Source organism: Shewanella gaetbuli, assembly GCF_023284065.1.
Classification (GTDB): domain Bacteria; phylum Pseudomonadota; class Gammaproteobacteria; order Enterobacterales; family Shewanellaceae; genus Shewanella; species Shewanella gaetbuli.
The window spans coordinates 59,205-80,483 of sequence record NZ_JAKIKP010000016.1 but is presented as its reverse complement, the minus strand read 5'-3'; the positions used below and the strand labels follow the sequence as shown (position 1 = coordinate 80,483).

Sequence of the window (21,279 nt, the reverse complement as noted above, 5' to 3'; positions counted from 1 at the left end):
TTTTTAATAACCAGTCATGCCGCCAATATCAATTAAAATACAACTGAATCCGCAACATTAAAGGTAAGCATAAGGATTTTTTGCTGGTTGAAATGATTAATTTTTATTGTTGATGCGAATTATCATTTTTGAACTAAACTTATTTTTAGAATCCAAAAAATGGTTTGAATTGTTCTTTTAAATTCAATTACTAAATGTCTTATCAAAGACAGAGACTGTAAACAAAAATCAATATAATAGGTAAAGTCGCGTATGTCAGATAACCATAAACTTAGGGTAGCACTCGTATACTTAGTAATAAGTGGTTGGTTAACAGCAACGTTAATAATGCAAACATCAATGGCCACACCATTAAGCACGCCATCATTAGACGATATTGAATATCCTGAAGGTGAGCCCCCTACTGAAGCAGAAGTGTATTTAGGTAAATTGCTGTTTTTTGATGAGCGATTATCTGGCAATCGGCAAATGTCTTGTGCAACTTGCCATAATCCAGACATGGGTTTTAGTGACGGACTAAAAGTCAGTCTCGGCAATGATGACAAGCCACTATCCAGGCATACCCCTAGCTTATATAACTTAGCTTGGGGAAGTTCCTTTTTTGCTGACGGACGCGTCAGTACGCTAGAACATCAAGTACTAATGCCCATTTTTAGTTCAGATGAAATGAACTTATCCAAACAAACTCTGCTTGATAGACTCAATAGTGAAAAGTTATATCAACAACGCTTTAAGCAAGTTTATGACATAGAAACCATCGACACTCAGCATATCAGCCAAGCATTTAGCGCATTTTTGCGCAGTATCATTGCAATCAACTCACCTTATGACCAATACCTCAAAGGAAACCAATTTGCCATCAGCAAAGAAGCCATTAGTGGATTGAAGCTATTCACCGGCAAAGCAAACTGTATAAGATGCCATGATGGCCCTAACTTCACCGATGACAGCTTTCATAGCTTAGGAATTGCGACAATCGATAAAGGCAAAGGGGTTATTGATAATGATGCGTCAATGAATTTCCGCTTCAAAACCCCAACCTTAAGAAATATAACCCTAACCGCTCCTTACATGCATAACGGCTCAATAGCAGATTTAGAAAGCGTGATTCATTTTTACAACCGCGGCGGTGGTAGTGGACCGAATAAAGATAGCTTAATTCAACCGCTTAATTTGAGTGACGTTGAGATAAGAAATCTTCTTACTTTTTTGGCAACATTAACAGATCCAATATTAATTGAACGTCCTAGATTACCAGAATTGTATCAGGCAAAAATAACAACGATTTCAGGGGAAAATAAATGAAATTAACATTAGCGTCTTGTTTCAATCGTTTGATCTTAGTCGCAACCATCAGCGTCAGCGCCCAAATTAATGCCACAACCATAAAAGGCACAATTACGTTTGTTAAAAAGCCTCCCTTAGTTGGCATCGCCTATATTCCAATTGCTGATATTTCACCAACCCAAGAAACTGTAGTCATAGACCAAATAGATAAACAGTTTACTACTAATATGGCTGTAATAAGCTCTGGCGGTGAAGTAACTTTTAAAAACTCTGATAACGTTGAACATAATGTGTTTGCTAATGATGCTAAGCAGTCAGCTAAGTTTGATGTTGGGTTAATGCAACCCGGTGGAGAAAAGAAAATTAAAGTCGATTGGCAACAAAATAGTATCGTACGAGTTGGCTGTAAAATCCATCCAAAAATGCGCACTTATTTATCCACAATTAATACCCCATTTCATCGCATCATTGAGTTTGAAAAAGGACAACAGCAGTACCAGTTCAGCTTAAATCAAATCCCTGATAATGCTGATATTTTCAGCTTTAAAATCCCTAAATATGATGCGGTAAACATTGATTTATTAACGGGTTCGTCATGGGAAGTTGATATCACTAAAAATGGCAAAATTCGTGGCCACATTACTATTATAAAAGAGTAAGCTAATATGAAGCCAATAATCACAACAGCGTTATCTGCAATCGTTTATACCCTACTCGCTTTTTCTTCAGTGAGTAATGCGGCTGAACCAAGCAGCAATACCCCTTATGAAGTGCCTTCATTTGATTTTTTGCATAAGCATATCCCCTCATCAGAAAACTATCAAAAACAATGGCATAGAATGACCGGGTTTGAGCACTCTGGTTTACACTGGGGTTTATTTGTGGTGATTTATACCGATATCGGTCAAAACGTTTATAAGCATAACTTTTTGCAATACAGTGCATGGTTTGATGACCCAGATGACGAAGAAAATGAGCCACATTATCAACAGTATCCCGTTGGAACGCAGTTTATTAAAGAAAATTATACAATGCACAATGGTAAGCCTGGCGATGCTCACTCAGTTACGATAATGATTAAACGTCAACCCGGTTACAATCCTAAAGGAGGTGATTGGGAATATATGCAATTTAACAGTCAAGGTGAGACCATCATTCAAGGAAGCGGTGTAGAGGAAAATGTGAATCAATTATGCGCCAATTGCCATGAAAAAATTGCTGAACGCGACTATATTTTTTCAAATATATTCAGTGGTGCTAGTCAGTAAATATGACCATTTTCAGCCGTTTTGACCTTAGACAAAAAACCATCGCTGCCACCATTATTTTGGTGGTGGTCTTACTCTCTATTACTCTGCTTTCGCTATCGAGCTTTTCAACAACGCAAGCAAAGTTAGAAAAAGTTACCTCTCAATATCAACCCAAGATGCTCAGTGCTTTACAACTCACGTCGCACTTTTACCACAGCCTAAGTGTATTAGGTAATTATCTGATAGAAAAAGATAATTTGAACATGACCATCTATCAAGCCAAAGTAAACGATATTAACGATACCTTAAATAGATTAGTAAACTTAACCAACCTTAACCCTGAGTTAGACGACGCGGAACAACTTATTCGAATTAGAGCCTTGGTTGATGAAATCATTGCGCACAACATTCGAATGTTAGACTTAGCCCAAAATAATAATAAAAATATGCCTGCACTCGGTATTGCCAGCGATAAACTGGAACCCATTGCTATAAGCATGAACCATATCGTTAATGACCTATTACTCGTAACAGAAGAAAACGACCAAGATGACATCACTCCCTTAATCGAAAACCTCAGGTTTAATTGGGTCATGTTAGTCAGTGATGTGAGAAACTTTTTAGCTTTTCGGCAAAAAAACATCCTTTTTGAGATAAGGTTATTTACCACCGGCGTCAATCAATCATTTGAAGATTTGACAAAATTAAGGTCTAAAATGGACGCTGATCAACAAGATTTACTAGATGAGTTTGAGCATAGTTTCTCGTTATATCGAGGCTTTTTAACTCAAGCAATATCTGTACATTCAAGTAACGATTGGCGTGCAGATAGGCTACTCATGCGCCAAGAAATCACCCCGACTTTACGCAAATTAAATCTAGAATTAGAAAGTCTTGTCACCAAGCAACAGCAACGTATCCAAGAAAGTAACCAAGAATTAGCAAAGCAAATTATTGATGCCGAGCGCACCATAAGAATATCCATTCAAATAGCCTTAGCCATCGCGGTACTGGTAATCATATTGTCTTTTAGGAATAAACGCTTAGCCAGAGACGTGGTACACCATGCCAACAACGCTCAAAAACTTCGCCATAAAGCCAACCATGATGCGCTAACTAAACTAGCAAATAGAGCCAATTTTGATGAAACTTTAGAATTATTATTAACAGAAGAACAAGCGTTAAACTCAGAAACTAGCGATGATTCTCAAGCTGATAATCAACCGCAAAGTTTTATAGGGCTTCTGTTTATTGACCTTGATGGATTTAAAGCCGTTAATGACAATGTTGGACACGATGCCGGTGACTTTATATTAGCGAGAACAGCCAAGAGAATGAAAACGCTTGTACGGACATCAGACTTAGTCTGCCGTTTAGGTGGTGACGAATTTGCCATTATATTGAATCAAGTTATTGATATTTCTACCCTCAGCAATGTAGCGAATAAAGTCTGTAAAAGTATTGATCGCCCTTACGTATTTAAAGGTAAAAAACTCAACGTTAGCGCCAGTATCGGAATATCCTATTCAATTCACCCGAACATAATTCAGCATCAAAATATGACAGATAAAATGGCATTAATGATAAAACAAGCAGATGAAGCCATGTATCAAGCTAAAAACAAAGGTAAAAACCAATACTGCCTTTATAGTTAATAAGCTTAGCTATTGTTAAAAACCAGATCCTCGACCAACAGCCTCTCGAGGATGACGGAGCTGAGAGGTTCAATCTTAACCGTCATGAAGACGATTCCTCCTACCCGTCATTCGAGCAATGCTCTTCTTTACGTCATTCTGGCAATGTTCTTGGGCCAGAATCTATCCATCGAACAAAGACAGATCCTCGACCAACAGCTTTTCGAGGATGACGGTGCTTAAGCATCTCGAGAATTACGATACTCAAAATCATTCAAAATTTACGATATAAAAGCTTATCTTAACAGCGCATTTTCTTAACACTAAACAATAAGGCTGGCAGTACGGTTAAGCTATAAAGCAGCAAAAATCCGATGGCGATTGTGAGTAAAAAACCGATACTGTACATGCCACGATGATCCGCCAATAATAGCGAACCAAAAGTCACCATTGTAGTAAGTGAGCTCAGTACTGCGGCTCTAGGAGTCGATGATTGATAAAAGGCTTTTACTGACTCCACCGAACGAAATCGCTCAACAATATGAATGCCATTATCCACACCTAAACCAAATATCAACGGAATGACAATAATGTTGGCCATATTCAACGCCTGACCACTCCAATGCGCCACTGCCATAGTCGACAAAGTCGTTAATAACAAAGGAATAAAAGTTAAAATCACATCACGTTTGTACTTGAGCGCAAATAGCAAAATAACCGCAATAAGTAATAATGAATAACTTATCGCTTGCTTAAAAGAGCCTATAATTATCTGGCCAACTTGCTGCTCTGCAACGGGTCTTCCGGTGGCATTTGGCGCCACAGATTTCACTATCTCAATAAACTCATTCAACTGTTTTACATCGCGCATATCATTTGCAGGATAAGCCACTACCAAAAAGTAGTTTTCGTTTTGGTAACGCTGTGCCAATTCTGTTGGAATATCAGCAATTGTCGGTTTAGGAGTATTCATTGATGCCGTTAAGCTTTGCTGCATCGCTTGTAGTGGCATTAAAGCTTGTTGATTAACTTGGCGTGAAATTGCTATTTCATCATGATCATTAAGCCAAGCTAAAGTGTGCGGCTCTAGCAAGTTCGAATACCGCTCACTATTGGCTAAGTTTTGCTGCAATTTCAGTAAACTATCTAAATTAGCGATAGGAGCAAGTGGTGAAGATAGTGACTTCAGTATTGACGACTGTCTTTGATCTCGGTCAGATGAAATAAATGAGTTGATTGATATAGCATTACTCACTTCAGTAAAGCCAGATAGTGTGGATTGCCATTTAGCTGCTTGCTGAGCAGACGATGCAAGCATCATCATTTGATAACTTGAAGTTAGCCCTTGCTGTTGAATCTCTTCAAGGGTGTTAACTGACTCAGACTTGGCTGATTTAAGCACTAAAGTTGAAAAATCAAACTCCATTTTGCTGGCACCATAACCACTAATGACGAGAATAATAGCCGCGACACTCACGACTAACTTGTAATGTTTTGGCAGCCAGAAGTCTTGATCATCAATAATTTTTGACGGTTCATTTTGGTTTTGTTCATTTGTTTTTAATTCTTGTTGCTTCGGGTAACCAAACAAAAAGAAAAAGCTAGGAATAACAGTAAAAGTAGCCAGTAACCCCATGGCCATTCCAGCTGCAGAAATTACCCCCAACTCTGCAAGACCAGTATACGCCGTGGGATAAAATCCCAAAAAACCAATGGCAGAAGTTAACGCGCATAAACTAATGGGTGCCAGTGTTCCTCTAATTGAAGTGGTTAAACTGCTAAAATTTGTGGGCTGAATTGATTGTTCTTCACGTAACCGTAAACAAAAATGAATAGCAAAATCGACACCTAAGCCAATGAACATGACTAAAAACACAATTGAGATAGTGTTGTATGACCCAACAAGAAACAATCCAAGGGCTAATGTCCATATTAAACCGATGACTACCGCCGCATAGCTAGCAACAATGATACGTAATGAACGAATACCAAAACCTAACACAACAATTAAGCCTATTAGCGACATAGTACCGGCTAACGCGACACTGTTATTGGCATCATTAATTTCATCAAAATCTAATGCGGTTTGGCCAGTAATTCTAATTTGAACCGACTCATCGCCGGCATACTTTTGAATAATATTATTTGCTGTTTCAATAATATACCTGTTGGGCTCTTTTTGATCGTTTTGAGGCTCAGCGCTTAACGTAATGATTTGATAAATGGTGTCGTTTGATTGGGGCAATAATATGTCAAACCAATCAACAGCCCCCTGCTCACTGGCCAGTTGATTCAACGCCTGTATTAATAATTGTGCGGTAACAACATCATCAGACTCAATAGCATGATTCAATTGGGAAAGTAACTGCATTCCTGCAGAGTTGTCTGCAGTATGCCCACCTTGTTCTACCGACATTGCAGCCTGAAGTTTCGGCATTACCTTGGCGATATTATCATTAAACTGAGCGAAGTCCTCTGCGGGTAATAGCCATAAGGCTTGCTGTTTCAACCAAGGTAAAGTTGATGGTGCAAATACATGGCTAAACAATGGTTCGGTTGAAAAATCTGCTTGTAATGCTTCTGTTATATTGCTGACTTTCTGACGGTTATCGCCAGATATAACAATCACTACGCCATTATCTGAATCACCAAATTCATTAACGGTTTTAGTGAGATTGTCTTTCCAAGGGGCATTTTGTTCTACAAGGTTGTCTAGGTTTGAATCAACAACAAAATTATTTTTGCTGTAAATAATGGCAATGGTTGTGGTTAAACCAATAAACAACAATAACAAGGTAAATAGCAGCGTTTGTTTTTCATTAAACCAAAGTTTCACAAGAGACCTACATCGATAATGTACAAACCCCTATTATAATATTGAACGGCATATCATGGACAATGATATTGAGGGTATTTATAGCGACACTTTAACAACTAAACTATCGGGTAAAAGACGCTACTATCTGGAATACAACGTTGACCTTTCAGTAACTTATTGAAAAACCTGATTGCAGCGCGTTTATCTTTGCGCTTCTGTACAAGAGTATCTATTTCATCACCATTACTATCGACTGCACGCCACAAATAATGAAGTCGTCCATTTATCTTGATGAACACTTCATCGAGGTACCAAGATGAATTAAATGGACCTCGTTTGTACGAATGTTATGACTGAATTTATTACCAAATTTCAGGCACCAATGGTGGATAGTTTCATATGTTACGTTGATACCTCGATAAGCGAGGATCTCTTCGATATCTCGAAGGCTCAGTGTAAAACGATGATAAAGATAAACTGCATGACTAATGATTTGGGCCGGATATCTGTGGTCAGGATAAATAGTTTTCATACTGCTATGATGCCATATTAAAGAAGATACTGCTTAACTTGACAGTACCTTCATAATATATCCTTATCATTTTTTTGCAGGATAAATACTTATTTCAACTCTGCGGTTACATGTTCGTCCCAGAGCAGTATCATTGCCACAAATCGGATACGCTTCTCCCATACCCATCGTAGATAGTCTATTTGAAACGACTTTTTGCCCCATAAGGTATGACCTTACCGAATCAGCTCGCTTTAGAGAGAGGGTATGATTGTACGATTCGCTACCAGTACTATCAGTATGTCCAGTAATCATTAAAACCGTATCTGGATACTCTACTAGAATTCGAGCCACTCCATTTAGGGTACTGTAAATGGATGAATCAAGTGTACTAGAGTCGGTACCAAAACCAATACCGTTTTCCATGACCAGTTGTAACTGGTCTTCACCTACACGTTTTACTTGTACACCTGAGTTTAAGAGTTCTTCTCGAAGAGCAGCTTCTTGCTTATCAAAATAATAACCCACTCCTGCCCCTACTGCTCCACCTGCTGCTGCACCCGCTAGAGCCCGTTGTCTGCGCTCAGTTGCGTTATCGCCAGTAGCCAAACCAACAATTGCTCCAGATACGGCTCCGATCAATGCACCTGTAGTCGTTGAGTTTGTTTCCATTTCACCCGTAGTTGCATCTTGGCGTTGCGTAGCCTGACAGCCAACTAAAGCAATGGAGATGGATAGTAATAATATTGATTTTTTCATTCATTATTCCTTTATTTACCAGACTTTTGAGGAGAGGGTCTCACTAAAAGCGTACAACTTTCTTCTTGCTATTAAAGGTAGTCAGGAAGCAATAACCCCTTACAAATGGGTTGTTTTTAATTATGTTGCCCTATCGTGGATATCCTGACTAAGTTTGTCATTTTTTATTCTGTGGCCTCATTTATTGTTTTTTTTGTGTCATTCCAAATCGTAGATGAATCTTCTTTAACTCCATCCCATGTATTCGAACAACCGCTCACGAAAATAGTGATAGCTATGAGTAACAGTGAAACTTTCATCTTATAGACCTTAATTTTTTGTTTATAAATGAATACAATATCAAAAATTAGGAAATAGTTCATTCTTTCTGGAAAGTGCTTGATACCAAGTCATTACAATGAAGTAAATACCCTTGTGAGAGTACTGATGAGTGTCAAATCGAAAACGTTCATAATCATGTCGTATAGCATCTATTATTAGCAAATTATATCGCAGGCCGTCATTCATTATGAAATCCATAATTTACATCAGAAGCGTTCTTTAGCTTGCATCTTCAAGCACGTTTTATCTATCTTACTCATATTGCAAAGTTAGTGGGTTGTTCACCTTTTATCGCAGGCATAATTCATTTTGGGGCAAAAATGCGTTACTGGAACATCATCTAAATGAATGCGTTCAATAAAATGACCTATACGTTGATTAAGCTGCTTTACCGTTAAGACTGAGACAATCTGCTTTTGTTTTGAGGCGATAAACTTTGTTAGCGACTCATTCAATGAAACGTTATTTGCTGATTTAATTGTTTTTTTACTATTACCCACCCTAGTTGACTTTGAATTTGTGCGATAGGGATTTGTGCGATAGGGATGTGAGTCAATTGTCTCAGTCAATTCGGTGGGTTGAGTTGGGATAAACGAGGTCATTTCATTAACTGGTTTAGCCTGCGCATCTTGCGATTCAGTTTTGCCCATAAAGCCCTGTCGGGCATCATTAATCTGTTTGTTAACTAAAGCTTTAAAATCATCAGCATTAGATTGTGGGGTTAAGTTACTGATTAAAGGCCGTAAAATGCCTGCTATCACTAAGTTTCGACCAATAGCGATAGAACGTTGCTTAGTAAGAAGTGATACTTTAATGTCGGCAGAAAAGCCTTTATCACGTAGATAAACAGGCAATACCATGCGAGTGTAATAGGTACAATTTGTGGCGCGGCTCTTTATTGTAAAAAGCATATACATATGTCTCAGTCATCCGTTTTTGGCCTGAGAATATGATTTTTCAAATGCCAGAAACAAAAAAAGCCGTTGATAATCAACGGCTTTTCTCGTATTTAATATGGCGGAGAGATAGGGATTTGAACCCAAGGCTTCCGTATCAAATATAAAACAAGTCGTTTAAATTCAGCAGCTTACAGGTGTTTGTTAATTCAAAATCTGCAATTGCTAACATAGATTGACTATATGATTGAAGTGAAAAATTGTCAAATCAATTTGGTTTTATCCATGACGCTGTAATTATGATACTCATGTGGTTAACATTCCAAATGGTTTTATTGTCATTTAGTGGTTCTACAACTTAAATATCTATTCCACTTCACAGCTTAAATGCAATATCAATAGCGCTTTTATGTTGATTTAGATTCCTAAAAATTCTTCCAACCTAGATTAGAGTTCAGATTGTTTTTTTGAATAGATTTAGTATGTGTTAAAGCGTCATTTTGCGACTAATTTAGCTCTTCTGTTCCACCTTCAACCAAACAACTCGAATGCCAAAAGCATTAAATAGGGGTTCTGCAAGTTAAAATATTATGATTGCAAGCAAATGCCTGTTTCAAGTATAAGGCACCACGTTCGACTTCAAATCTGGTTTAATTTCGAAGCTTGCTAACAGTTCAATGAAGCCAATTATGTTTAGGAAAAATCAAATATAGCTCATCTTTCTTTATATGTATTTTCACCACAAGCATAAAGTTGATACATATCTGCTTGGCTCAATTTATACTTATCTTTTGTGTTGTTAAACAACGAATCAAGCAGCTACTGCTGAGTGTCCATCACAGCAACCATATTTGGATTTATCATAGAAAACAATGTTTGCTTAAGCAGAGCAGTAACTAGACACCTGCTCTGTTAAATTTTAATATGTAGGTAACTGTAGTTGTCGTTGCTTGGCAACATAGTGTTTAAATAACCTAAGTTATCTAAAACTATCAATTAGAAAGTAATCGTTAATCATCTTTTTGCTGTAATAATATCTTAATACTTTGATAATTTTGCTTATTATTTAGTGCTAATTGACACCCTTCTGTTGAGGTAGGAAGAATGGTAAGCTCAAAATCATCAATAAGTTTACGCGATAATCGCCCCTCACGACAGGCTTGCATTATCCACTGTTGATAAACTGGATAATCGACCGCAATATCAACTAAAACAGTTCGGCTGACAAATTCAATATTAACTAGTTGATGGTTATTATTAATATTCGCTTGACTGCCTGAAGATAAATAATGAGAAACACCTTCATATCTTTGCTTGCCATTGTCATTTAGATTTACTTGAGCTTGCTCTATAACCCACACACCATGTTCACCGATCACTTTCAGATCTTTATCAGCAAGATTGACTAACAGTGCGGTATTCTCATCCACTCCAAAGCCCATTTCACTACCTGTTGATGCTGTTAACATTAACAATCTGATTTGTCGTTCCCGCTCCGAAAAATGCGTATCCATTATCCCAAAAGGAAATAACCCCAAGCCACCCTCTGCACGATAGGTCACTGCCGTAGCAGGAGTATCCCCCTCACATTGATTAATTTCACATCGCTCACTCGGTGGTTTAACACTCAATACTCCATATTGCATTGCACCATCACTAGTGCCTCCTGTGATCATATTATTAGCTGTCATCACAGCTGTTCCCGCACTGGTCCCACCAATCACTATATCTTTATTGAACAAGCGACTTCTAATCACAGTTAATGCTTTTGAGGGTTTCTGATCCGGTTTTAACCAAGCTGTTAAAGACAAACTTTGGTCGCCTCCATTTAAAAATAAGCCATCAATTTGTTCAAGCTGCTGATACAATTCTTCAGGCGATTCACAAAGGCGATGTTGTAGTTCTGTTTCTGTGGGATAAAGCCGAGCTTTATCAACATTGCCTTGCAGTTTCTGACGGAGCAATGGCAATTTATCACATTGTTTATTATATATTCCGGCTTGCAAAGCTGCATCTAAAGGCAGCCAAATAACATCAGCACCCGCTTGTTCAAAAGCACTAGTGTAGTACGAAATGGACTCAAACGGGTCTCGGGCAGAAGCGGTTACAATACCAATTACTGGACGAGTCGCATCTGGATTTTTCAGCTGTTTCTTAAGTAACGCCTGCAGAGTAAATAGTCGATAAATCGCCGGACCATATGGTTTAGCAGTTGCATTTAAAATGACTTGCTCATGCAATATTTCACCATATTCACTGCGTTGTTCTTGTTCTAACAAATCGAGTAAAGCATAGTATTCAAGGTCGGTTAAATCATTCAATAAGTGTTTATTAATCTGGCCAACTGCATCCTTTAACTGGTTTAAGCTAACACTGCTTTGTGCCGCTTGTTTGCTAGCTTTTCGTAATGAATTTATTTGAGTTAACGACAGCGTTTGCAAGCTTTCATGGTTAAATGCGCGCTCAAGCCAATCAAGACTGAAGTGATATTGAATCGATAATTTAGAATTTGGTGAGAAAACTACGTTTTCAGAGCAGGAATTTGCTGACAATGAACTACAGGTTTTTAAGCCACCTCCAACCAACATCAAATCAAAACCAGGTAATAATGGTTTTTCTCGTTTTGATAAAACGCTTTGTTCTGCCCATACATTACCAAGAAACAATAATTGGAATAAAGAACTGAAAGCTAAGGCACTAAAAAATATAAACAATTTATTTGTAGAAATAATTTTCATGGTTGCACTCAAAAAAAAGTGTCTGCCATGTATTGACTCATGCAGTATATTACGGATAGCCTTTTAACATATCAACAACAAAAGAATGTTTTTTTATAACATGATATTTTCAGCAACTCTTTTCCAAAGATACCACTATCGTACTTGGTATCTATCTGAATGGTGGGACGAATAACCTACTGAACACGTTAGTGTTTGGTGGAGTTTTGTCTAGCCGTCTTACTCCCCTCTCAATCATTTGATTGACGTTGTACTGCCTGCAAACATTTATTAATGCCAAGCGTATTGACTCACGCGCAGAGTAGCCACGTCTAAAAATTACAATTAGAGATTTATCGGGAGCTTAACATGAGAAGTTCAGTACTTTTATGCGCCGTGTTTGGCATGGCGTTATCACCTGTAGCCTTAGCCGTTGCCAACGAATTAGAAAAATCACAACCAGAACAAACAGTAGAACGTGTTGAAGTGACGGGATCTCGCCTTAAAGGTGTGGATATGGAAGGGGCTAACCCTTTACAAAGTTTTTCCCAAGATGAAATAACTAAAAAAGGTTATGAGTCAGTTAGCGAATTTTTGCGTGATTTACCTCAAGCGTCAAGTGCCGGAACCTTCTCTGAAACGGGCGGAGTTGCCGGAGCCGATGGCGCTCCGGCTGGCGCATCTGGGGTAAGTCTAAGAGGCCTTGGGTCAAGTTCTACATTGGTATTGATTAATGGTCGTCGCGTCGCAGTTGACTCATTTTCCAACGGCTCTGATTCATTTGTAAACATAAATGCAATTCCTCTTTCTGCAATTGAACGCATTGACGTTTTGACAGATGGGGCCTCTTCTATTTATGGCTCAGATGCCATTGCTGGGGTGATTAATTTTATTCTTCGTAAAGATTTTGCCGGTCATGAATTTAGTGTGCAATATGGTGATGACACCTCTGATCATGATGCGAGTAGAACCAACTTAACCTACGCAGGTGGCTTTGAGACCGCCCAAAGTAATACAACTATTGTTGTCGACTACGCAACTCGGAATGCTATTTTTAATACTGACAGGCCAATAAATGTGACCTATAAGTCAAATACTCGTATGAGCATTGATGGGAATGATTATGCTGAAACTTGGTGTGGCGATGATACCCAAAAAAGCGGTAGCAGATGTAATTATGACTATGTTATTCAACGAGCTATTCAACCTGATTACGAGAACATCGGTGCGACGTTAAATCATATTTATCGTTTTGATGACGGTTTGGAATTTTTTGCTGAAGGTATGTTTCAACAAAATAATGGCTCATCCTATGAAGCCCCTGCAGGTTATACCGTTGATGTTGCTGGTGATTCTGTTAACGTGCCACAATACGTGAAAGATATTGACATGCAAGATGGCAGTGTAAGTGATTTTATAACCGTCAGAACACGTTTTCCTGAGCGAAGAATTCAAGAGTATGACACCCAAAGCTACAGAATATTAGCTGGGATTAGAGGAGATATTGCTGATTGGGGTTTTGAATCTGCATTAAGTTACGGTAAGTCAACTAATGAAATCAAAAATGTATCGGGCTACATGAATGCCAATAGTCTAGATGCCGCGGTGGCAAACGATAGCTTTAATCCATTTAATTTAGGCCAAGATAGCAGTTCAGCCCAAATAGCGGCATTACGTGATCCAGGCGTGCGTCAGGGTGAGTCAGAAGTCTTATCATTAGATTTTAATTTTACTGGAGACTTGTTTACGATGCCCGCAGGCACAGTGAGTTCAGTATTTGGTGGTGAATATAGAAAAGAGGACATTTTTGATAAACCTTCAGTGAATGCCGTTAATAATGAGATCATTGGCTTGGGCGCCAGCGACGCCGCCGCAGATCGCACCCAATACGCTGCATATGGTGAGTTTAACTTCCCATTAGCTGAATCACTCGACTTAATAGCAGCCTTACGTTACGACCATTACAGTGATTTTGGTGGGGATGTAAATCCTAAAGTTTCGTTACGTTATAACCCAATCGATGAGCTGGTATTACGTGCATCTTGGAGTACAGGTTTTAGAGCACCATCTTTATCTCAACTAGGTGCTGGAACGTCATTAGGTAGTCAATATATTAACTGCGGCTCAAATGAACCTTATAATGCATTATGTGGCACAACTGGTGCCGATTTAGGGGAATTAGAGTTTGACCAGGAAACCATAGGCAATAAAGGCTTAGAAGCAGAAAAATCGCAAGCAATTAACGTGGGCATGTCCTGGAATGCGACCGATGAATTGCAATTAACTGTCGATTATTGGCGCTACGAGCATGACGACATTGTTGATATTGATGCAAATACTACTCTGGATGCCTGTATTAAAGATCCTACAAAAGTGGTCGGCAGTATCGCTGAATTAGGCGATAATTTTGGATGTGTCGTTGATGGACGAGGTGATATTAGCTTTTTACGCACAGGTTATTTTAACGTTGGCAATCAAAGTACTGACGGCTTAGATTATAACCTTAACTATCGCTTAGACACCAAAAAAATCGGTGAATTTAAGTTCTATGTAACTGGTACTGAAACCTTCTCGTTTGAACGCAAAGTCACACCGAGTAGCCCTGTTGAAGACTTATTAGGCAAGCTCAGTGGTGCATCTGAAACAGCGCGCCCTGAACGTGTTATTGATTTAGGCACAGACTGGGAAGTTGATAACTGGAATGCCAACATTTCAGGTCATTACATTAGCTCCATGGGTGACGGTGACTTTAAGTTTGATAATGAAACAGTTGAAGATTGGTTAACCTTTAGCGCCAGTATTGGCTATGAACCTAACGAGAATCACAATGTATTGTTATCGGTCCGCAACCTAACCGATGAAGAGCCACCCTATGCTTCTTCACCCACTAATGGCTATGCCAGCTCGGTACATGATTGGCTCGGACGGCGCTGGAATGTTCGTTATACTTTTAAGTTTTAAATAACTTGAGCTCTGTAGGTCGTGCATATCACGGCCTACATTTTCTATCACAAAAATAAAAAGTATAACCATATGAAGTTACAAACAGCTCGAGAAATGCCAGATGCCTTCATCATCTTGTTTTTTGTTGTGTTATTTGCCGCAATTACCACTCACTTTGTCCCAGCAGGATTTTTTGAAGTGGCTATCAATCCTGATACCAATAAATCAACATTAATTGCCGGTAGCTTTCAATTTGCCCGCAACTTTCATGGCGTGCCATTATTTGCCGAACATGGTGAAATTGGCTTCCTCAATTTTGCCTTTGAAGGTATGGTTTCAGGTGACAAATGGGGCTCAGCCATTGGAGTAATGATGTTTATCATTATTACTGGTGGCGCCTTTGGCATCATCATGCAAACCAAAGCGGTTAATAATGGTATTTTGGCCTTAATCGCTAAAACCAAAAAGTTTGAACTGGCTTTTATTCCGATTCTATTTGTATTATTTTCTGCAGGCGGTGCGATATTTGGTATGGGTGAAGAAGCCATTGCCTTTTGTATCGTGCTGCTGCCTTTAATGCGCGCCATAGGTTACGACGGTATTGTGACCATTTTAGTTACTTATGTGGCGACTCAAATTGGTTTTGCCACATCTTGGATGAACCCTTTTAGTATTGCAATAGCTCAGGGGATTGCTGACATTCCGTTAATGTCAGGCTTAGAGTTTCGGGTGATAATGTGGTTTGTTTTCACCTCTATCGGTGTAGCATTTACTGTGCACTACGCCCTAAAAATAACACGAAATCCTGAACTGTCATCCTGTTTGAGCGAAGAGGTTTTTTCAACTCAGCCAAAGGTGAAAGTCAAATTCACTTTAACCGATGGCCTTATTCTGACCACTTTTATATTGGGTATTGTTTGGGTTATTTGGGGTGTTATTGCCAGAGGTTATTATATTCCCGAGCTGGCAAGTCAGTTTTTTACCTTAGGCTGTGCTATAGGCTTAATTGCTATACTCTGCAATCGCCTTAAGATTAATGATGTTGCTAATGCCTTTAAAAATGGCGCACAAGAATTATTGCCTGCGGCGATGATTGTTGGCATGGCCAAAGGTATTGTGATTATATTAGGCGGCGATCAAGCAGATTCCCCCTCAGTATTAAACACCCTACTCTACTATACTGGTGAACTTTTAGGGCAATTACCTGAAACCGTTTCAGCTGTTTTCATGTATTTGTTTCAATCTATATTTAACTTCTTCATCGCATCTGGCTCAGGTCAGGCAGCCTTAACTATGCCGATAATGGCGCCATTGTCTGATATTTTGAGCTTACCCCGCCAAATTGCTGTATTAGCCTTTCAACTTGGCGACGGCCTGACCAATATTATTATTCCAACCTCTGCGGCGCTAATCGGCTGTCTTGGTGTAGCCAAAGTAGACTGGTTTGTTTGGGCTAAATTTATATGGCGATTTATGCTGTTGCTAGTCGCGATTTCAATCACGTTTATTATCATTGCAGTCAGCATCAACTTTAGCTAAGGATTTACATGCAATTATTTAAAAATGCACAAGTTTATGCTCCTAGATATCTAGGCAAAAAAGATGTTCTATTGGGCGGTGGTAAGATCATTGCCATTGAAGATAGTATTGATCTCAGTGCAAATTCATTTATTACTGTCATTGATGCATCAGGACTAATATTAACCCCAGGTTTTGTTGACTCACTTGTACACATTACTGGCGGAGGTGGTGAAGGAGGATACACAACTCGTACCCCTGAAATGCATATAAACGATGCGATTAAAGGCGGCGTAACCACTATGGTAGGTGTACTGGGGACAGATGCTCAAACCCGCAGTTTAGAGAATCTTCTCGCCAAAGCCTACGCGTTAGAAGAGCAAGGCTTATCGGTATTTTGCTATACCGGCTCTTATCATTTGCCTATGGTCACCATTACCCAATCTATAAAGCATGACATTATGCTGATTGATAAATTTATTGGTGTTGGTGAAGTGGCCATTGCCGATCACCGTAGCTCGCAAATCACCACACACGAAATGGCCAGACTCACATCAGAAGCAAGAGTAGCTGGCATGCTGGCAGGAAAAGTCGGGATTGTTAGTATTCATGTGGGGGATGAGCCCAGTAAACTCGATTTACTTGAACAGGTGATTAGTCAGTTTGATATCCCAATTACCCAGTACTACCCAACCCATATTAACCGCAGCAAAGCGCTGTTAGAGGCAGGGATTGATTTTGCCCTTAAGGGCGGTTTTATTGATTTTACGACCAGCACCACAGTGCAAATTATTGCACAAGGGGAGGTTCCCGCGCCTGAAGCATTAGCATCGGCGCTAGACAAAAATGTGCCAATAAGCCAACTGACCATGAGCTCAGATGGCAATGCCAGCCTGCCTGTATTTGATAATAAAGGTAATTTAATTGATTTACAGATGGGACTAGTCAGTAGCTTGCATCAGGCTATGGTTGATGCGGTTAAACTCTTTAATGTGCCTATTGAACTTGCTTTGGCCTCAATTACTGAATCACCTGCTAACATTTTAAGGTTGACTCAAAAGGGTCGAATAGCCGTTGATATGGATGCAGACATTAATTTATTAAATTCACACTCACTTGCAATTGAGGCGGTATACAGTAAAGGAGAGTTGGTTTTTTCAGAGGGACAATCGCGACTTAAGATACCGTTCTAATAATGATAAATGGATAGTGGCGTAGCTCGAAAACACCGGGTATACAGCAGGCGCTCAGTAATGAGTATCTGAAGAAAGCAGGATTATATTCACTAAGAGACGGATGGATCGCAGTTCATTACCCTAACCAGAGAATTTAGTTAGGGGTTCTAAATGAACCGCCCTGTGCGGAGCCGCATGCAGGGTGGTGTGGGGGCTGGAGGCTAGATACCTCCGGCTACCCGATTAGATTTCTTGTGCACCAACGTCTACAAAGCCGTACTGCTCCATATCTTGATGCACATCGAATAATTCACCATTTAATTGCTCAAGGTATTCTTTTGCTACATGATAAAAAAGGTCTTTATCTGCATCTTTTAAGCTGATTGAAAACACACCCTTTTTTAAGCGTTCTATTAAGCAGTTAAATGCAGACTTTACAGCATTAGGATCATCATTAGATATGGGGATAGTTATTTTTGGTTCTTCTAGAATATCAATGAAGTAATCACCTTCGATCGTAACCAACTCTGCTTCAATTATTTCCATATATCTTTCCTCTCTCGCCAAAAGCATTCTGCCCACCTTCAAGGGTTTTCATACTAATTTGTTTCCAATCTAAAGTTTTTTCTGTATTTTCCAAACATATCAATCTATTTGAAAATGGATTTCCTGTATAAGTACCATAGCCATCTTTATCATGGCATCTATAAATAGAGTTATAAGGCAATGTCCTCACTGCGACATTAGCATCATGAGTGGATATAAAGACCATTTTCCCTTGTATTGCTTTGTCATTTATAAGTGGGATAATGACATCATTAATATATTCATTACCTAAACTTCTTTCTGGTTCATCTAGTAGGTAAATTTCTTTATCCTCTGCTAATTCACTATGTAGATTGAGCATTGAACATTCACCGTTTGAAGGAGAATAATCCTCACCAGATAAAGTGAATCGCCTCCAGAAAAGTAACAAATCAGAAAGGCTTGATATTTTATCAATATCGACAATTGCATTTAACTCAGTGACTGAATCAAATAAATCATCTGATGTAGCCTTATCTTTTATTGCTTTCATTATTCGAACAAATTCTTTTTGGTCTAGTTTGCGCATACTTTTCATTGATAAGTATTTAGATTCACGAATTTCACCATTCTGGAACTGAAAGCTAGTTGCACATTTTAGCAGGCCTTTATCAGGGCCAAGAACCCCAACATTTTCTACCTTGTCCTGAATACTTTTATTGATATTTTCAATGACTTTTTTTGCATCCCGACCGATGTTTAATCTATTTGTCGCGAATGTTTTAAAACCTGTATCACTTGGCTTACTTCTTTCTCCAGTTTTACGGGTAACTTCGTTACGAAAACATTGCGATGCGCTATCAGTTAATTTTGCACTCTTCCATTCAGCGAAAAGATCCCAAGAGCCATTTTTTAGTTTTAATGAAAGTGAATTTAGATTAGATATTAGGCTAGTGCGCTCTTCCTCTGTCGTAACTTCATCTACAGGTGAATTAGTTTTAAGAAAATTAACCATATCCTGCACTTTACTATGTGCGTCTTTGTATTCATTAAACTTGCTATCAGAGTTTTCTGAAAGAAGTGTAGGAAGATCTTTAATCTTCATTTTTTTAGCGTTTTTGTTTTTGTTTTCTGAATTGAAGAATTCACGGTATTTATAAAGGCTTGTAATGTCTGACTCTTTAGCCTTTCTAATGCGACCAATTTCTTCGTGGCAGCAATCTATACCTTGTAAATCTATAGATTCCTCAATGTTTTTTCCTTTAATATCAAATCTATCTGCTAACTTATCTGGTGCAGACTCGAATACAGAAGCCTTTATCCCACGATAAGAATAATGCTTGGCGATAGCTTCAAGAATTTTAGTTTTACCAGTCCCTTTAGGACCAAAGATAATATTAATATCATTAAACGCTCGAATTTTAACTTTTGTCTCATCTTCGAAAGGTTGCAGCGTTAAAATTTCAGAATGCTTACGATCTATAGCTGTATCTATAGCGGGCACATCTTTTTCAAGCAATAAGCAAAAATGTTCAAAGCTATCTACAGACAATCTCAATTCAGGTAGTTTTACCACTTCTTCTGTGTACTTATCCCAATCTCGGATATCAGAGCCATAAATGGATGTATGCCCGTGGGCAATGAATATTCCAGCTGAGATACTATTTGTAGCTTCTTTGATTACTCGCTTAGGGTTTATTCCCATAGACAAAAGCTTCTCAATACTCGCTTCGCTCATATCAGGCTTTTTGCCCAAATAATGTGCCACATATAATGGATCAAGCTTTTCAAAAAACTCTACTGTATTTTCTAGAGAAATGGTAAATTCATCCGCAGATTTCCCTTCTGTAACGCGATTTACTATTTCTGAAAATTCATCTCTCTTTTGAGGAGAAACAATAACGATAAGATGGGATCTTTTTTCTTGATCGATTACATCCAACTCGATACCAGGCCAAATTTGAACCGCACCATCAAGCCCTGCTTCCATTTGGTTGAACTGCTCCAAATCAAACACATTATGGTTCGTGATAGCTAAGATCTTTACATCTGTTGATTGAACGATCTTAGAAAACTTTTCAGGGGATACCTCTCTAGTCGGTGCATCTCCCTGCTTTGTTTTTCTAGTATGAACGTGTATATCTATCTTCACGATTTCCCTTACTATGATTGAAAGCTAACAGCTTATTGAACGGCGCATCATTAAATGTCGGCCGTTTAAGTTATTGATTAATAAAATCCTACATTTGCTATCTTATTGATGTAAAGCAATTAATTGTATCAAGCAGACAAAAACAAACCGAGGTTGCGCGTAAAGTAAGATATGCCTAGACGGTAATAAAAATTAAAGCAAATAAAATCAGATGATTATGATTTATCTATTTTTAATACGATGCAACTAAAGAACGATTTTCAATCAATTTTTATCATAAATTGATGAAACACCATTATAACTGTACATAAAAGGCTCTATTTGCGTTAATTGTTGAAAGTATTAACAGCAAGCTTCTTTTACCTAAGCTTTCTGTTAATTTCATCGCTAAATAGCATCAGTATTAATGCCCCTTCAAAAAGAGAGAGTAAGTAGCCAATTGACGCATCTAGGTATATTCCAACGCTAAATCCTAGAACATATGGGCTAATAAGTAGATTAAAGGCAATAATAATGCTGAATAACCACTTAGCTAGTTTTTTGTATGTATAAAGTCCAAGAAGGCTCAATACATACAACATTGAATAAACATATGAAAATGGATTGGTAGGTTCGAGCATTCCGCCTGTACCAGCGGCAGATAGAATATAAACCACTTCTTCAGCGTAAATATGCTGCCACAGATAGGGCATGAAGAAGAAAGCCGTGTATAGCGCTGCTGTTATAAGTACCGTATTTTGAAAATGCTTAGTCATAGCTTCCCTTGCTTTTAA

The 21,279-nt window shown here is 38.6% G+C and carries 14 protein-coding genes and 1 pseudogene; 7 read left to right on the top strand and 8 right to left on the bottom strand.

Translation table 11 applies throughout. The annotated features are described in order from the left end of the window. Nucleotides 1–327: 327 nt before the first annotated feature. The 4 genes from L2672_RS16020 to L2672_RS16005 are packed head-to-tail and all read left to right on the top strand — an operon-like array spanning nucleotide 328 to nucleotide 4,192. Nucleotides 328–1,305: a cytochrome-c peroxidase gene (locus L2672_RS16020; protein WP_248996852.1), complete on the top strand. Its 978-nt coding sequence runs from the start codon at nucleotides 328–330 to the stop codon at nucleotides 1,303–1,305. Further along, on the top strand, nucleotides 1,302–1,946 hold the full coding sequence (locus L2672_RS16015) for a cupredoxin domain-containing protein (RefSeq protein ID WP_248996851.1): 645 nt from the start codon (nucleotides 1,302–1,304) through the stop codon (nucleotides 1,944–1,946). Before L2672_RS16020 ends, L2672_RS16015 begins: the two co-directional genes overlap by 4 nt. A gap of 6 nt (nucleotides 1,947–1,952) precedes the next feature. Next, complete coding sequence (locus L2672_RS16010; RefSeq protein WP_248996850.1) at nucleotides 1,953–2,555, top strand: cytochrome P460 family protein; 603 nt, start codon at nucleotides 1,953–1,955, stop codon at nucleotides 2,553–2,555. A 2-nt stretch (nucleotides 2,556–2,557) separates the two neighbouring features. Further along, nucleotides 2,558–4,192 (top strand): GGDEF domain-containing protein, encoded by a 1,635-nt coding sequence (locus L2672_RS16005; RefSeq protein WP_248996849.1) that lies wholly within the window; start codon nucleotides 2,558–2,560, stop codon nucleotides 4,190–4,192. A gap of 280 nt (nucleotides 4,193–4,472) precedes the next feature. Here the strand turns inward: L2672_RS16005 and L2672_RS16000 are convergent, their stop codons facing one another. The 5 genes and pseudogenes from L2672_RS16000 to L2672_RS15980 form a co-directional block, all read right to left on the bottom strand. Further along, a complete protein-coding gene (locus L2672_RS16000) occupies nucleotides 4,473–7,007 on the bottom strand; it encodes an MMPL family transporter (RefSeq protein WP_248996848.1) in 2,535 nt (844 codons plus the stop codon). Nucleotides 7,008–7,135: 128 nt separating this feature from the next. Next, nucleotides 7,136–7,521: pseudogene (locus L2672_RS17405) on the bottom strand (IS6 family transposase); the annotation flags it as partial. Nucleotides 7,522–7,587: 66 nt separating this feature from the next. After that, nucleotides 7,588–8,259: a YiaD family glycine zipper/OmpA-like lipoprotein gene (locus tag L2672_RS15990; protein WP_248996846.1), complete on the bottom strand. Its 672-nt coding sequence runs from the start codon at nucleotides 8,257–8,259 to the stop codon at nucleotides 7,588–7,590. A gap of 602 nt (nucleotides 8,260–8,861) precedes the next feature. Continuing rightward, nucleotides 8,862–9,491: a hypothetical protein gene (locus L2672_RS15985; RefSeq protein WP_248996845.1), complete on the bottom strand. Its 630-nt coding sequence runs from the start codon at nucleotides 9,489–9,491 to the stop codon at nucleotides 8,862–8,864. 995 nt (nucleotides 9,492–10,486) lie between these two features. Continuing rightward, entirely contained in the window at nucleotides 10,487–12,214 is a 1,728-nt protein-coding gene (locus tag L2672_RS15980; RefSeq protein WP_248996844.1) for a cyanophycinase, read from the bottom strand. A 348-nt stretch (nucleotides 12,215–12,562) separates the two neighbouring features. Here L2672_RS15980 and L2672_RS15975 point away from each other — a divergent pair, with 348 nt between their 5' ends. The 3 genes from L2672_RS15975 (at nucleotide 12,563) to iadA (ending at nucleotide 17,847) form a co-directional block, all read left to right on the top strand. Beyond that, nucleotides 12,563–15,154: a TonB-dependent receptor gene (locus L2672_RS15975; RefSeq protein WP_248996843.1), complete on the top strand. Its 2,592-nt coding sequence runs from the start codon at nucleotides 12,563–12,565 to the stop codon at nucleotides 15,152–15,154. 72 nt (nucleotides 15,155–15,226) lie between these two features. Continuing rightward, complete coding sequence (gene yfcC, locus L2672_RS15970; RefSeq protein ID WP_248996842.1) at nucleotides 15,227–16,675, top strand: putative basic amino acid antiporter YfcC; 1,449 nt, start codon at nucleotides 15,227–15,229, stop codon at nucleotides 16,673–16,675. 8 nt (nucleotides 16,676–16,683) lie between these two features. Continuing rightward, the gene (gene iadA / locus L2672_RS15965) at nucleotides 16,684–17,847 is read left to right on the top strand and encodes a beta-aspartyl-peptidase (RefSeq protein WP_248996841.1); all 1,164 of its coding nucleotides are present in this window, start codon (nucleotides 16,684–16,686) and stop codon (nucleotides 17,845–17,847) included. 225 nt (nucleotides 17,848–18,072) lie between these two features. Here iadA and L2672_RS15960 read toward each other — a convergent pair whose 3' ends face one another. The 3 genes from L2672_RS15960 to L2672_RS15950 form a co-directional block, all read right to left on the bottom strand. Beyond that, entirely contained in the window at nucleotides 18,073–18,375 is a 303-nt protein-coding gene (locus L2672_RS15960; RefSeq protein ID WP_248996840.1) for a hypothetical protein, read from the bottom strand. After that, nucleotides 18,362–20,506: a hypothetical protein gene (locus L2672_RS15955; protein WP_248996839.1), complete on the bottom strand. Its 2,145-nt coding sequence runs from the start codon at nucleotides 20,504–20,506 to the stop codon at nucleotides 18,362–18,364. The genes L2672_RS15960 and L2672_RS15955 overlap by 14 nt, the downstream gene beginning before the upstream one ends. Before the next feature lie 359 nt (nucleotides 20,507–20,865). Beyond that, the gene (locus tag L2672_RS15950; protein ID WP_248996838.1) at nucleotides 20,866–21,261 is read right to left on the bottom strand and encodes a hypothetical protein; all 396 of its coding nucleotides are present in this window, start codon (nucleotides 21,259–21,261) and stop codon (nucleotides 20,866–20,868) included. Nucleotides 21,262–21,279: the final 18 nt, after the last annotated feature.

What these genes read in the sequence shown, in the direction of transcription:
- L2672_RS16020 (WP_248996852.1), top strand. Translation starts at nt 328, where the DNA reads ATGCAAACATCAATGGCCACACCATTAAGCACGCCATCATTAGACGAT.
- L2672_RS16015 (WP_248996851.1), top strand. Translation starts at nt 1,302, where the DNA reads ATGAAATTAACATTAGCGTCTTGTTTCAATCGTTTGATCTTAGTCGCA.
- L2672_RS16010 (WP_248996850.1), top strand. Translation starts at nt 1,953, where the DNA reads ATGAAGCCAATAATCACAACAGCGTTATCTGCAATCGTTTATACCCTA.
- L2672_RS16005 (WP_248996849.1), top strand. Translation starts at nt 2,558, where the DNA reads ATGACCATTTTCAGCCGTTTTGACCTTAGACAAAAAACCATCGCTGCC.
- L2672_RS15990 (WP_248996846.1), bottom strand. Translation starts at nt 8,259, where the DNA reads ATGAAAAAATCAATATTATTACTATCCATCTCCATTGCTTTAGTTGGC.
- L2672_RS15985 (WP_248996845.1), bottom strand. Translation starts at nt 9,491, where the DNA reads ATGCTTTTTACAATAAAGAGCCGCGCCACAAATTGTACCTATTACACT.
- L2672_RS15980 (WP_248996844.1), bottom strand. Translation starts at nt 12,214, where the DNA reads ATGAAAATTATTTCTACAAATAAATTGTTTATATTTTTTAGTGCCTTA.
- L2672_RS15975 (WP_248996843.1), top strand. Translation starts at nt 12,563, where the DNA reads ATGAGAAGTTCAGTACTTTTATGCGCCGTGTTTGGCATGGCGTTATCA.
- yfcC (WP_248996842.1), top strand. Translation starts at nt 15,227, where the DNA reads ATGAAGTTACAAACAGCTCGAGAAATGCCAGATGCCTTCATCATCTTG.
- iadA (WP_248996841.1), top strand. Translation starts at nt 16,684, where the DNA reads ATGCAATTATTTAAAAATGCACAAGTTTATGCTCCTAGATATCTAGGC.
- L2672_RS15960 (WP_248996840.1), bottom strand. Translation starts at nt 18,375, where the DNA reads ATGGAAATAATTGAAGCAGAGTTGGTTACGATCGAAGGTGATTACTTC.
- L2672_RS15950 (WP_248996838.1), bottom strand. Translation starts at nt 21,261, where the DNA reads ATGACTAAGCATTTTCAAAATACGGTACTTATAACAGCAGCGCTATAC.